12 protein-coding genes and 1 pseudogene are annotated in these 11,669 nt (G+C 70.0%); 3 read left to right on the top strand and 10 right to left on the bottom strand.

What is annotated here, in order from left to right; genetic code table 11:
• The 4 genes from ACNFOC_RS41860 to ACNFOC_RS41845 all read right to left on the bottom strand — a co-directional run.
• Positions 1-157 (bottom strand): ferredoxin (locus ACNFOC_RS41860; protein WP_416964258.1); only part of this gene is annotated, 157 nt, incomplete at its 3' end.
• Positions 158-185: 28 nt separating this feature from the next.
• Positions 186-1,391 carry an NAD(P)/FAD-dependent oxidoreductase gene (locus ACNFOC_RS41855; protein ID WP_416964256.1) on the bottom strand — a complete coding sequence of 402 codons (1,206 nt, stop codon included), beginning with the start codon at positions 1,389-1,391 and terminating at the stop codon, positions 186-188.
• A gap of 44 nt (positions 1,392-1,435) precedes the next feature.
• Positions 1,436-2,176, bottom strand: a complete 741-nt coding sequence (locus ACNFOC_RS41850; RefSeq protein WP_416964255.1) for an SDR family NAD(P)-dependent oxidoreductase — start codon at positions 2,174-2,176, stop codon at positions 1,436-1,438.
• Positions 2,177-2,236: 60 nt separating this feature from the next.
• Positions 2,237-2,632, bottom strand: a complete 396-nt coding sequence (locus tag ACNFOC_RS41845) for a carboxymuconolactone decarboxylase family protein (protein ID WP_416964254.1) — start codon at positions 2,630-2,632, stop codon at positions 2,237-2,239.
• Positions 2,633-2,859: 227 nt separating this feature from the next.
• On the opposite strand from ACNFOC_RS41845, the gene ACNFOC_RS41840 reads away from it, so the two are divergent.
• Positions 2,860-4,488, top strand: a complete 1,629-nt coding sequence (locus ACNFOC_RS41840) for a flavin-containing monooxygenase (protein ID WP_416964253.1) — start codon at positions 2,860-2,862, stop codon at positions 4,486-4,488.
• A 68-nt stretch (positions 4,489-4,556) separates the two neighbouring features.
• Here the strand turns inward: ACNFOC_RS41840 and ACNFOC_RS41835 are convergent, their stop codons facing one another.
• Complete coding sequence (locus ACNFOC_RS41835) at positions 4,557-4,955, bottom strand: nuclear transport factor 2 family protein (protein ID WP_416964252.1); 399 nt, start codon at positions 4,953-4,955, stop codon at positions 4,557-4,559.
• Between the two features lie 52 nt (positions 4,956-5,007).
• Positions 5,008-5,406, bottom strand: a complete 399-nt coding sequence (locus tag ACNFOC_RS41830) for a nuclear transport factor 2 family protein (protein ID WP_416964251.1) — start codon at positions 5,404-5,406, stop codon at positions 5,008-5,010.
• 156 nt (positions 5,407-5,562) lie between these two features.
• On the opposite strand from ACNFOC_RS41830, the gene ACNFOC_RS41825 reads away from it, so the two are divergent.
• Entirely contained in the window at positions 5,563-6,612 is a 1,050-nt protein-coding gene (locus tag ACNFOC_RS41825) for a cyclase family protein (RefSeq protein ID WP_416964250.1), read from the top strand.
• A gap of 64 nt (positions 6,613-6,676) precedes the next feature.
• Here ACNFOC_RS41825 and ACNFOC_RS41820 read toward each other — a convergent pair whose 3' ends face one another.
• Positions 6,677-8,674: an alpha-ketoacid dehydrogenase subunit alpha/beta gene (locus ACNFOC_RS41820; protein ID WP_416964249.1), complete on the bottom strand. Its 1,998-nt coding sequence runs from the start codon at positions 8,672-8,674 to the stop codon at positions 6,677-6,679.
• Positions 8,675-8,815: 141 nt separating this feature from the next.
• Here ACNFOC_RS41820 and ACNFOC_RS41815 point away from each other — a divergent pair, with 141 nt between their 5' ends.
• Positions 8,816-9,523 (top strand): TetR/AcrR family transcriptional regulator, encoded by a 708-nt coding sequence (locus ACNFOC_RS41815; RefSeq protein WP_416964248.1) that lies wholly within the window; start codon positions 8,816-8,818, stop codon positions 9,521-9,523.
• A 46-nt stretch (positions 9,524-9,569) separates the two neighbouring features.
• Here the strand turns inward: ACNFOC_RS41815 and ACNFOC_RS41810 are convergent, their stop codons facing one another.
• From ACNFOC_RS41810 to ACNFOC_RS41800, 3 genes and pseudogenes are all read right to left on the bottom strand, one after another.
• Positions 9,570-10,724, bottom strand: a complete 1,155-nt coding sequence (locus ACNFOC_RS41810; RefSeq protein WP_416964247.1) for an acyl-CoA dehydrogenase family protein — start codon at positions 10,722-10,724, stop codon at positions 9,570-9,572.
• Between the two features lies 1 nt (position 10,725).
• Entirely contained in the window at positions 10,726-11,370 is a 645-nt protein-coding gene (locus ACNFOC_RS41805) for a zinc-dependent alcohol dehydrogenase (protein WP_416964257.1), read from the bottom strand.
• Positions 11,365-11,592, bottom strand: a pseudogene (locus tag ACNFOC_RS41800) (alcohol dehydrogenase catalytic domain-containing protein); the annotation flags it as partial. The pseudogene ACNFOC_RS41800 and the gene ACNFOC_RS41805, both read right to left, overlap by 6 nt.
• Positions 11,593-11,669: the final 77 nt, after the last annotated feature.

The raw sequence follows: 11,669 nt of genomic DNA, 5'->3' as shown, positions 1-11,669 counted from the left end.
CCGCGGCGTTCCGTACGTCGTCGGCCAGTTCGGCCGGCGGGTTCTCGTCCAGCAGGACGACGATGCCGTCCTCGTCACGCTGGTCGAACACGTCCATCGCGGCGGCGACGCACTGCCCGGCGGCGACGCATTTGTCCTCGTCGACGACAACCTTCATGGCAACTCTCCTGATCGTTCCGGGTCGTTCAGCGGGCGGGAGCGGGGGAGGGGACCGCGTCGACGATCTCCTGACGGCGCTGTCTGGCCTGCTTGGGCATGTTCCAGCCGAGGATCCCGGTGACCCGGCCGCCGCTGCGGTAGCGCGCGACGAACCGGCGGGCCGCCAACTCCCCGTCGACGACGTCCACTTCGGCATCGGCCGGCAGGAAGCCGTGCACCTGGAGCTTGGCGTCGAACTGATCGGTCCAGAAGTACGGCACCGGCTCGTAGGCCCGGTCCTCGCCGAGGATCGCCCCGGCGACCGCCATGGCCTGCTCGGTGGCGTTCGTCCGGTTCTCCAGCCGGATCAGCCGGCCGAGCTGCTCGTGCTGCCAGCGGGCCACGTCACCGACCGCGTAGATCCCCGGCGCGGCCCGGCAACGGGAGTCGCACACCACGCCGTTGTCGAGTTCGAGCCCGCTGTCGGCCAGCCACTCCGTCGCCGGGGTCGCCCCGATGGCGACCACCACCACGTCGGCGGGCAGCACCTCGCCCGTGCTCAACTCGACGCCGGTGACCCGGCCTTGGCCGCCGGTCAGACCCACGACACCGTTCCCGAGCCGGAGCTGCACCCCCCGTTCGGTGTGCAGCTCCGCCAGCAGTCCCGACACCAGTGGGCCCACCTGGAGGGCCAGCGGTCCCGTGAGCGGGCCCGCGAGGGTGACCTCCAGGCCCAACGTCCGTGCGGTGGCGGCGATCTCGGAGCCGAGGACTCCCTCGCCGACGACCACCAGACGTGATCCGGCGAGCAGATCCGTGCGCAGGGCGAGCGCGTCGTCGAGGGTGCGCAGTACGTGGACACCGGTCAACTCGCCCTGTCCCGGCAGTACTCGGGGCCGTACGCCGGTGGCGATCACGATCGCGTCGGCGCTCAGCTCGCGCCCGGACTCCGTGCGCACGGTCCGGGTCGCCGGGTCCAGGGCGACCGCGGGGTCGCCGAACACGAACTCGGTGTCGAGACCGGACAGCATCTCCTCGGTGCGCAGGGCGGCGCGGCCCGGTTCCCAGGCACCGGAGAGGATCTGCTTGGACAGCGGCGGACGGTCGTACGGGGCGTGCGGCTCGGCGCCGAGCACCGTGATCCGGCCCGTGTACCCCTTGCGCCTCAGGGCCTCCACCGTGGTCAGCCCGGACGCGGAGGCGCCCACCACCAGCACGTGGGCCACGGGCCCGGTGTCGTCCTCGATGCTCATGTGCGGCTCCGTTGCAGCGTGGGTGCGATGGTCTGTGCGGGCGTTCACGCCAGGTAGCGCCCGCCGTTGACGCTGAGGGTCTGGCCGGTGACGTAGGCGGCCTCCTCGGAGGCGAGGTACGCCACCGCGTAGGCGATGTCGTCCGGCGTGCCGGCCCGCTTCATCGGCATCGTGGCGGCGGCCGCCTCCACGTCGACCGGGCCCTCGCGGACCAGCGGGGTGTCGATGAAGCCGGGCGGCACGTGGTTCACGGTGATGCCCTTGCCGATGAACTCGACCGCGAGCGCCCGGGTGAGGGCGATGACACCGCCCTTGGAGGACGCGTAGTGCGCCATGGAGGGTGCCCCGGTCTGCGCGGAGGACGAGGAGATGTTGACGATCCGGCCCCAGCCCGCCTCGACCATGTCGGGCACGATCTCCTTGGTGACCAGGAAGGGGCCCTTGAGGTTGATCCCGATCATGCGGTCCCAGGACGCCTCGGAGATGCTCGTGAACGGCTCGTAGGCGGTGATGCCCGCGTTGTTGACGAGGATCGTGACCGGGCCGAGCTCCTCGCGGGTGCGGGCGGCCGCCCGTGCCACGGCGCCGGCCTCGGCCGCGTCGCCGGAGACGGCGATCGCCGAACCGCCCGCCTCCTGGATGGCCGCCGCGGTCTTCTCGGCGCCCTCGCTGTTCAGGTCCCAGACCGCGACCGCGGCGCCCTTGGCCGCGAGCACGGTCGCGATCGCCTGGCCGATGCCGCGGCCGCCGCCGGTGACGACGGCGACCTTTCCTTGAAGTGACATGTGCGCTCCTTTGCGCTCGTGCGCGGTGTCCCGGACACCGAGGACACCGGCGGCCGGGGCCTATTCGCCCAGGGCCTCGCGGGCCGCGGTGCGGGCCGCCACGGCCCGGGGGAAGCCGGTGTACCCGGCGGAGTGGTAGATGACCTCGGCCAGCTCGTCCCTGGTCACCCCGTTGGTGAGGGCGACCCGGACATGGGTCTTCAGCTCGGTCTCGGCGCCGAGCGCGATCAGGAGGCCGAGGGTGACCAGACTGCGGTCGCGCGGGGCCAGCCCCTCGCGGCCCCACAGCGCGCCCCACACGGTGCTCAGACCGATCTCGACGAGATCCTCGCCGAGCTTGCCGTCCCGCATGTCGAGATCGCCCTCCGCGGGAATCACTCCGGGCAGCGCGGCCCGCAGTGCCTTCAGGCCCGCGACGCGCAGATCGGGGGTTTCCTTGACGTCTTCGGCGCTCATGCCCGACTCCCGGTTCATGCGATTGCATTCGTCCCAAACGAAAGTTAGATCAAACGGTCGGTACAATCAATGCCTGTTACGGATATGGCTGGTCCAGGCTCTCTCCGTCATCGCCATTGATCGGGGCAGGACCCTCATCTACTCTCGGTCTGAATATTCGACCGACTGGTCGAACTATCAAACCAGGGTCATGTGCGAGCCGCAGCCCCAGTCGCCTTGGAGGGCAAATGAGCGAAGCTTCGAACCCGGCGGCCCCGGACCGGGTCGACGTGCTGGTCGTCGGCGCGGGCGTCACGGGCATCTACCAGCTGTACAAGGCCCGCGAGGCCGGGTTCTCGACGCGGCTCCTGGAGGCGGGCACCGGCGTGGGCGGCGTCTGGTACTGGAACCGCTACCCCGAGGCGCGCTTCGACTCCGAGAGCTACACCTACGGCTACCTGTTCTCGAAGGAGCTGTGGGAGGAGTGGGAGTGGTCGGAGCGGTTCGCGGGCCAGCCCGAGATCGAGCGCTACTTCAACCACGTCGTCGACCGCTTCGACCTGCGGCGCGACATCCGCACCGGCGTCAAGGTGACCTCCGCCGTCTTCGACGAGCCCTCCGGCACCTGGACCGTCCGGGCCAGCGACGGCACCGAGGTCCGGGCCCGCTACGTCGTCGCGGCGACCGGCAACCTCTCGGTGCCGTTCATCCCGGGCATCCCCGGACGCGACGACTTCCGGGGCGAGCAGCACCACACCTCACGCTGGCCGAAGACCCCCATCGACTTCACCGGCAAGCGGGTGGCCCAGATCGGCACCGGCTCCAGCGGTGTGCAGATCATCTCCGCGATCGCGGACGACGTAGCGCAGCTGACGGTGTATCAGAAGGACGCCGACTGGCTCACGCCGCTCAACAACGGGCCCATCGCACCTGAGGAACAGGCGGAGTTGAAGGCGAACTTCGAGTCCATCCGCGAGACGCTGAACACCTCGCCGAGCGGCTTCCTGCACCAGATCGTCATGCGCTCCGGCCTCGACGACAGCCCGGAGGACCGCCAGGCGTTCTACGAGGAGCGGTGGAACGGACCCGGGTTCACCAAGCTGACCGAGCACTACATGGACATGCTGTCGAACGAGACCGTCAACGCGGAGTGGTGCGCGTTCATGGCCGACAAGATCCGCAGCATCGTCAAGGACCCCGAGACCGCCGACAAGTTGATCCCCAAGGGCCATGGCTACGGCGGCCGCCGGCCCCCCTTCGGAACCGGCTACTACGAGACGTACAACAAGCCGAACGTCTCGCTCGTCGACATCAATACCACGCCGATCACCCGCATCACCGAGGACGGCATCGAAACCGCCGACGGTGTCGAGGAGTTCGACATCATCATCTGGGCCACCGGCTACGACTTCGGCACCGGCGCCCTCAACAGGCTTGGCGTGCAAGGGCGTCAGGGCCTCCCGCTCAAGGAGTACTGGGCGGACGGCCCGCGCACCTACCTCGGCGTCGCCACGGCCGGCTTCCCCAACTTCTTCTTCCCCGGCGGCCCGCACGGCGCGACCGGCAACAACCCGCGCTACGCCGGCGACCAGGTGGAGATCGTCACCGACGCCCTCGTCCACGCGCGCGACCACGGCTACGACGTCGTCGAGGTGACCGAGGCCGCCGAGGAGGAGTGGACGGACAGCATGAACAACAGCACGATGTCCTCCTTCCTGGAGAGCAGCTACTTCTACGGCGGCAACATCCCCGGCAAGCCGGTCAAGCAGCTCCTCAACCCGACGGGCCGGTGGGCGCTCCAGGAGGCGATCAACGCCGTGAAGGAGAACGAGTTCCCGACGTTCGTCCTCTCCAAGGCCGAGACCCCGGACGCCTGAACGCCCGGACGCCCGTGCCGCCCTGGACGTGGGCGGCACGGGCGTCCGGGTTCGCGCGGCCGGCCGTCCTACGGCAGGAAGGTCGTGGTCCGCTGCTGGAAGCGCCACTCGCCGTCGTGCCGGCGCAGGACGTCGTCGTAGCGCCCGACCAGTTCGACGGACCAGCCGGAGTCGCCGCGTCCGAAGAACGCGAGGTTGCTGGTGGCGGTCACCTCGTCCTCGGTCGCGGAGGTGACGACGGTGTTGGCCACCAGGTGCAACTGCGGCCGCTGGGGCGCGAAGCCGGCGAAGCCCTGCCGGATCGCCTCCCGGCCCTCGAACTTGGCCATGCCGACGATCTCGGCGACGCCGTCGGGGGTGAACAGGGCGGCGATGTCGTCGGGGCGGTCGCCGTCCAGAGCCTGGGCGTAGGCGGCGATGGCGGTCTGCACGGCCGCCGTGACGGACGGCTCGATCGAGGTGGTCATCTCACTCCAAGGTCAAGGTCAGGAAGGTCGAGTGGCTTGCTGGTGGCGGCTGTCACGCCTGGTAGGTGGTCTTCCTGCGGTGCAGCAGCCAGGTGCCGTCCTGGCGGCGCAGGGTGTCGTCGTAGTGCCCGACCACGCCGATCGCCCAGCCGGTCTCGCCGCGCTGGAGGAAGACCACGTCGCTCAGGGCGCGGGCCTCGTCCTCGCCCGTGGACGTCACGACGGTGTTGGTCACCAGGTGGAGCTGCGGCTGGACCGGCTCCCATCCCTTGAAGGCCGCGTGGATCGCGTCGCGCCCCTCGACCGGGTCCATGCCCGGGATCTCCAGGACGGCGTCGGGCGTGTACAGCGCGGCGAGGTCGTCGGTGCGGCCGGCGTCCTGGGCCTGGGTGTGCGCGCCGAGTACGGCCCGTACGCCCGCCACGACCCACGCCTGTGTGGATTCGCTCATTCTTCGCTCCAAGGTCAGGTGTTTCGACCACTCAGTCTATTGATGAGCCGAAGATAAAGGGAGGGGTGCGCGTCGGATTCGTTGACCGATCGGTACAATCACAAATAACATGCGGGCGGCTGGTCAACGGGGACTGTCGCCGAAGGAGGCGTGATCATGACGAAGCGTTGGAAGCAGCGTCCGCCGGGCTCTACGTGGGGCGATTGGGGCGAGGACGACGAACTGGGTCGTATCAACCTGCTCACGCCCGAGAAGGTTCTGCAAGGGGTCCGCGAGGTCGAGCACGGCATCAGCTTCAGCCTGAGCCTGCCGCTCGACTATCCGGGCGGGAGCGAGCTGAACCAGCGGCGCTACCCTCCGATCCTGCGGCCCACCGAGGACCTCGAACACAAGCAGGACGTCTTTTACAACATCAAGGCGCGCGAGCACTTCTCGCCGCACCTCAGGGACGTCTGGTCCGACGACGTGGTGACCCTCTGGCTCCAGTACTCGACGCAGTGGGACGCGCTCGCCCACCAGGGCCAGGAGTTCGACGCCGACGGTGACGGCGTCGAGGAGGCGGTCTACTACAACGGCTACCGCGCCGACACCGACATCGTCGGACCGCAGGAGGACGCCAAGGGCGACGGCAGCGGCACCCTCGGCTTCGCCCGCCACCTGGGCCTTGAGCACATGGCGGAGCACGGGGTCCAGGGCCGGGGCGTCCTGATCGACCTGGCCCACCACCTGGGCAACACCTGGCAGCCGGTCAACCTGAAGACCCTTCAGGAGATCATGGCGGCGGACAACATCGTCGTCGAGCCCGGCGACATGCTCCTCCTGCACACCGGTTTCGACACCGCCGTGATGGCCTGGGGCAAGAACCCGGACCCCGTGGGCATCCACACCACGGCCTCCTACCTCGACGCGTTCGACCCGGCGCTCCTGGAGTGGATCGCCGACTCGCAGATCTCGGCGCTGATCGCGGACAACTACGCCGTCGAGGGCGTGGGCGTCGGCCCCGAGGACAACACCCCGCACTCGCTGCTCCCGATCCACAACCTCTGCCTCTTCAAACTGGGCGTCCCGCTCGGCGAGTTGTGGTACCTGGAGAAGCTGGCGGCCTGGCTGCGCGAGCACGATCGCAGCCGCTTCCTCCTCACCGCGCCCCCGCTCAACCTGCCGGGGACACAGGGCAGTCCGCTGACACCGGTCGCGACCGTCTGACAGTCGGCTGTACGACGGGAAGGGCCCCCGGGATTCCGGGGGCCCTTCCCGTCGTACGCCCTGTTCAGACCGCGGCGATCCGCCGCACCGTCTCCGCGATCGTGTCCCGCGACGGCAGCCACACCCGCTCCAGCGAGGGCGCGTACGGCGCCGGGACCGGCGGCGGTGCCACCCGGGTGACCGGGGCGTCCAGGTGCCAGAAGCCCTCGTCGACGGCCATGGCGGCGAGTTCGGCGCCGACGCCGAAGTCGCGTACCGCCTCGTGCGCGATGACCAGGCGGTTGGTCTTGGCGAGGGACGCGAGGACGGTCTCGCGGTCCAGCGGGGAGATCGTGCGCAGGTCGATCACCTCGGTGCTGATGCCCTCCGTGGCGAGCAACTCCGCGGCGGCCAGGGCGTCCTGGACCATCCGCGACCAGGAGACCAGGGTGATGTCGGTGCCCTCGCGGATCACCTTGGCCTTGCCGAGCGGGATCAGGTGGTCGGCCGGGGGCTTGGGGCCCTTGAGGCCGTACTGGAGCCGGTTCTCCACGAAGACCACCGGGTTGGGGTCCTGGATGGCGGCGCGGAGCAGGCCGTAGGTGTCCGCCGGGTTGGACGGCATCACCACCGTCAGGCCGGGGATGTGGGCCAGCAGGGCCTCCAGGCTCTGCGAGTGCTGGCTGCCCGAGGAGCGGCCCGCGCCGAACTGGGTGCGGACGACGAGGGGCATCGAGGCCCGGCCGCCGGTCATGAAGCGGAGTTTGGCGGCCTGGTTGAGGAGCATGTCGAAGGCGACGCCGATGAAGTCCATGTACATGATCTCGACCACCGGCTTCATGCCGGCCATGGCCGCCCCCACCGCCGTACCGACGACCGCGCTCTCGCTGATCGGGGTGTCCCGCACCCGGCCGGGGAAGGCCTGCGCGAGTCCGCGGGTCAGTCCGAAGACGTTGCCGCCCGCGCCGACGTCGATCCCGGCGACGAACACGCTCGGATCGGCGGCGAGTTCGTGCTCCAGGGCCAGTCGTACGGCGTCCATGGACCGGAAGATCTCGGCGTCGGCCGGGAGCGGCGCGGGCTCGGGGACGAGGAGGCGGGGGGCCGAGACGTAGTCGTGCAGGGTCTCCGGGGCGGGCTCCGGCAGGCCCCTGGCCCACTCGACCGACGCCTCGATCTCCTTGTCGATCTCCTCGTCCACAGCGTCGGCCAGCGCGGCCGGCACCCCGGCCGCCGTCAGGTGCCGGCGGGCCACCAGCAGCGGGTCGCGCTCCTTGGCGGCGGCGACCTCCTCGGCGGGGCGGTAGCGCTCGGGGTCGCCCTCGTAGTGGCCGTGCCAGCGGTACGTCTCGGCCTCGACGAGGACCGGGCCGCCGCCCGCGCGCAGCCGCGAGACCACTCCGGTCATGGTCTGCGCCACGGCCAGCACGTCGTTGCCGTCGACGTGTTCGTATCCGATGCCGTATCCGGCGGCGCGGGCGGAGAGCGGGGCGCGATGCTGTTCGGCCTCGGGCGAGAACTCGGAGTAGTGGTTGTTCTCGCAGAGGAAGACGACCGGCAGATCCCATACGGCGGCCAGGTTCACGGCTTCGTGGAACATGCCCTGGGCCACCGCCCCGTCGCCGAAGAACGCAACCACCACGTCACCGGCCGCCCGCAGCTTCGCGGCGGTCGCGACCCCTGCCGCGATCGGGAGCCCGGCGCCGACGATGCCGTTCGCGCCGTAGATCCCGAGACCGGGGTCCGCGATGTGCATCGAGCCGCCGCGGCCGTGGCAGGTGCCCGCCTCCTTGCCCATCAGCTCGGCCATCATCGATGCCGAGTCCAGACCCTTGGCCAGGACGTGGCCGTGGCCGCGGTGGGTGGAGGTGATGCCGTCGCGCGCGCCGAGCGGCCAGCAGGCGCCGACGGCGCTCGCCTCCTGGCCGATCGACAGATGCAGGAAGCCCGGGATCTCCGTCGCCTTGTACAGATCGGACGCCCGCTCCTCGAAGCGGCGGATGCGGCGCATCCGTCGGTACATCTCCAGGAGCTGGTCCGTCTGTGCGGAGCCGGTGCCGGTGTGATGCGATGCCTGAGTCATACGGTCCTCGCTTTAATGTACCGTTTGGTCTAGCAAACTAGAGCGACGTCCCCGGGGCCGCTTCCCCCAGGCGTGCCGCAGCGCGGCGCCTGTGCGGGCCCAGGGCAGCACAAACGTCGTCATAGCCAGGGGAGAGAAGACATGCCACGACCGCCGGGTCATGGGCCGGGCTTCGAAGTCAGACGCCAGAAGATCATCGACACCGCGGCGTCCCTGTTCGCGCAACAGGGATACGCGGCGACCTCCATCAACGACCTGGGCCGCGCGGTCGGGCTCGCCAAGGGTGCCCTGTACTACTACATCGGCTCCAAGGAGAACCTGCTCATCGAGATCCAGTCGCGGGTGCTCGGCCCGCTGCTGGCCCGCGCCAAGGAGATCGCGGCCCTCGACGAGGTCCCGCTGCTGCGGCTGCGGCTGCTGTCCGAGTCGCTGCTGACGATCATCTTCCGCAGGCTCGACCACATCTGGGTCTACGAGCACGACTACCGCAGCCTCAGCGGCAAGGAGCTGGAGATCGTGCTGCGGCAGCGCTCCGACTTCGAGCTGTTGATCACCGGCCTGCTCACGGAGGCCGTCGAGGAGGGGACCTTCCGTGCGGTCGAACCGCACCTGGCCACCCTCCAGTTCCTCAACCTCCACAACCACACCTACCAGTGGGTGCGGCCGGACGGCAGCTGGGACGCCGCGTTCCTGTCGGGCGAGTACTGCTCGACCCTGTTCCGCGGTTTCGCCGCGTCCGTCGGCGACCTCCCGGACGTCGAGGCGCTGGCCGTCGAGTTCAAGCAGGCCCGGCCCGAACTGCCCCTCGACCCCGAGGCGTTGTGGGAAGCGGTCTCCGTGGCGAGCTGACCGGACCCGCGGTGCGCCGCCGCTGCGCACCGCGGATCCCGCCCTCTCACGCGCCCCGGACCAGGGCCCTGGCGATGACATTGCGCTGGATCTCGTTGGTGCCCTCGCCGATCTCCAGGATCTTGGCGTCGGCGTAGAAACGGGAGATCTCCGACTCCCGTACGTATCCGTAGCCGCCGTGGATCTGGAGCGACTGGGAGGCCGCCCGGTTGGCGACCTCGGAGGCGTACAGCTTGGCCATGGCGGCCTCCGTGCTGTGCGGACGGCCCTGGTCGGCGAGCCACGCGGCGCGGTAGACCATCCAACGCGCGGCCTGGTACTCCGTACCGATGTCGGCGATCTTGTGCGCCACGGCCTGGAAGTCCGCCAGCGGACGCCCGAACTGGTGCCGCTCCTTGGCGTGTTTGACCGCGAGGGCCAGTGCCGCCTTGGCCAGCGAGAGGCCCAGCGCCGCCACACTGATCCGGCCGCCGTCGAGCACCGACAGGAACTGGCGCAGGCCGTTGCCCTCCTCGCCGATCAGATGGTCGTCGGAGACCCAGCAGTCGGTGAACACCAACTCCCGTGTGTCCATGGCGTGCCAGCCGAGCTTCTTCAGCTTCGCGCCGACCGTGTAACCGGGCGTACCGGTCGGCACGTAGAAGGTCGCGTACCCCTTGCGCCCGTCCGCGCCCTTGCCGGTCGTGGCGAGCAGGGTGACGCCCTGGCTGATGTCGGTGCCCGCGTTGGTGATGAACATCTTGGTGCCGTTGATCACCCAACCCCCGTCCGCCCGGCGGGCGGTGGTCGCGATGCCGGCCGCGTCGGAACCGGCGTCCGGCTCGGTCAGCCCGAACGCGCCGATCGCCTCGCCCTTGGCCAGCGGGGTCAGCCAGCGCCGCTTCTGCTCCTCGGTGCCGTAGGCGAGCAGCGGCAGGGTGCCGATGGTCGAGTGGGCGTTCCACGAGGAGGCCACCGACTGGTCGGCGGCGCCGAGTTCCTCCATCACGGCGACATAGGTGACGGTGTCCGAGCCAGCCCCGCCGTACTCCTCCGGCACGAGCATGCCCATCAGGCCGAGTTCACCGAGCTTGGTGAAGACCTTGGTGGGGAAGATCTCGTTCTCGGACCACTCGGCCGCGTGGGGCGTGATCTCGTTGGCCGCGAACTCGCGGACCATGTCCTGGAGAGCGAGGGTCTCCTCGGGCAGGTCGAAGTCCATGTCACAGTCCCTTCGGGGTCAGCAGCACCTTCAGGTGCTTGGCCCGGTCGGCGGCCAGGTCCTCGAAGACACCGGCTCCTCCCGAGAGCGGAAAACGGCCGGTGATCAGGGCGGAGGCGTCCAGGCGTCCGGTGCTCATCAGATCGATCACGCGCGGGATGTCGAAGTTGTAGCCGAGCGTGCCGACCACCGACCGCTCGTAGAACACGAGTTGGCCCATGTCGAACTCGACACTTCCGTGCCCGACCCCGGCCAGCACGACCCGTCCGCCGCGCCGCACGATCGACACGGCCTGCCCCGCGAGCGCGGGCACGCCGGTCGCGTCGATGACGACGTCCGGGCCGATCCGGCCGGTCCGTACGAACACCTCACGCCGTACGTCCGTCTCGCGCGGGTCGAAGGCCTCGGTGACGCCGATGCCGAGGAGCATCTCGCGGCGGCCGGCGAGGGGTTCGCTCACGAACAGGCCCGCGGCGCCCGCGATCTGGGCGGCCAGCACTACGGCCACGCCGATCGGGCCGCCGCCGACGACCAGTACGTTGTCGCCCGGCTTGACGCCGGCGCGGGTCACGGCGTGCAGGCCCACCGCCAACGGCTCTGCCACGGCGGCCAGTTCGTCGCTCACGTTGTCCGGGAGGCGGGTCAGGCCGGCGAGGGGGACGGTGACGCGTTCCGCGAAGCCGCCGGGGGAGGCGAGGCCTACGGAACCGCTCTTGGGGCAGATGTGGTACTCGCCGCGCGTGCACCAGAAGCAGGTGCCGCAGCGCCAGACCGGGTCCGCGGTGACGCGGTCGCCGACGGTGATGCCGGGCGCGTCCGCGCCCAACGCGACTACTGTGCCGCTGAGTTCATGGCCGAGGGCGAGTGGTGGTCTGGCTCCTGTGAGGGTACGGGACTACCCGGACGACTCGGCCATGGCCGGCCGGGGCCTCGGACAGGGCTACG

The sequence above is a fragment of the Streptomyces colwelliae genome, assembly GCF_048158785.1.
Lineage (GTDB): Bacteria > Actinomycetota > Actinomycetes > Streptomycetales > Streptomycetaceae > Streptomyces.
The sequence above is the reverse complement of the archived record's forward strand: the minus strand, read 5'-3'. Positions and strand labels throughout refer to the sequence as shown.

Excerpts from the sequence above, each read along its gene's own strand:
- ACNFOC_RS41855 (WP_416964256.1), bottom strand. The coding sequence starts at position 1,391 with ATGAGCATCGAGGACGACACCGGGCCCGTGGCCCACGTGCTGGTGGTG.
- ACNFOC_RS41815 (WP_416964248.1), top strand. The coding sequence starts at position 8,816 with ATGCCACGACCGCCGGGTCATGGGCCGGGCTTCGAAGTCAGACGCCAG.
- ACNFOC_RS41835 (WP_416964252.1), bottom strand. The coding sequence starts at position 4,955 with ATGACCACCTCGATCGAGCCGTCCGTCACGGCGGCCGTGCAGACCGCC.
- ACNFOC_RS41850 (WP_416964255.1), bottom strand. The coding sequence starts at position 2,176 with ATGTCACTTCAAGGAAAGGTCGCCGTCGTCACCGGCGGCGGCCGCGGC.
- ACNFOC_RS41825 (WP_416964250.1), top strand. The coding sequence starts at position 5,563 with ATGACGAAGCGTTGGAAGCAGCGTCCGCCGGGCTCTACGTGGGGCGAT.
- ACNFOC_RS41830 (WP_416964251.1), bottom strand. The coding sequence starts at position 5,406 with ATGAGCGAATCCACACAGGCGTGGGTCGTGGCGGGCGTACGGGCCGTA.
- ACNFOC_RS41840 (WP_416964253.1), top strand. The coding sequence starts at position 2,860 with ATGAGCGAAGCTTCGAACCCGGCGGCCCCGGACCGGGTCGACGTGCTG.
- ACNFOC_RS41820 (WP_416964249.1), bottom strand. The coding sequence starts at position 8,674 with ATGACTCAGGCATCGCATCACACCGGCACCGGCTCCGCACAGACGGAC.
- ACNFOC_RS41845 (WP_416964254.1), bottom strand. The coding sequence starts at position 2,632 with ATGAGCGCCGAAGACGTCAAGGAAACCCCCGATCTGCGCGTCGCGGGC.
- ACNFOC_RS41810 (WP_416964247.1), bottom strand. The coding sequence starts at position 10,724 with ATGGACTTCGACCTGCCCGAGGAGACCCTCGCTCTCCAGGACATGGTC.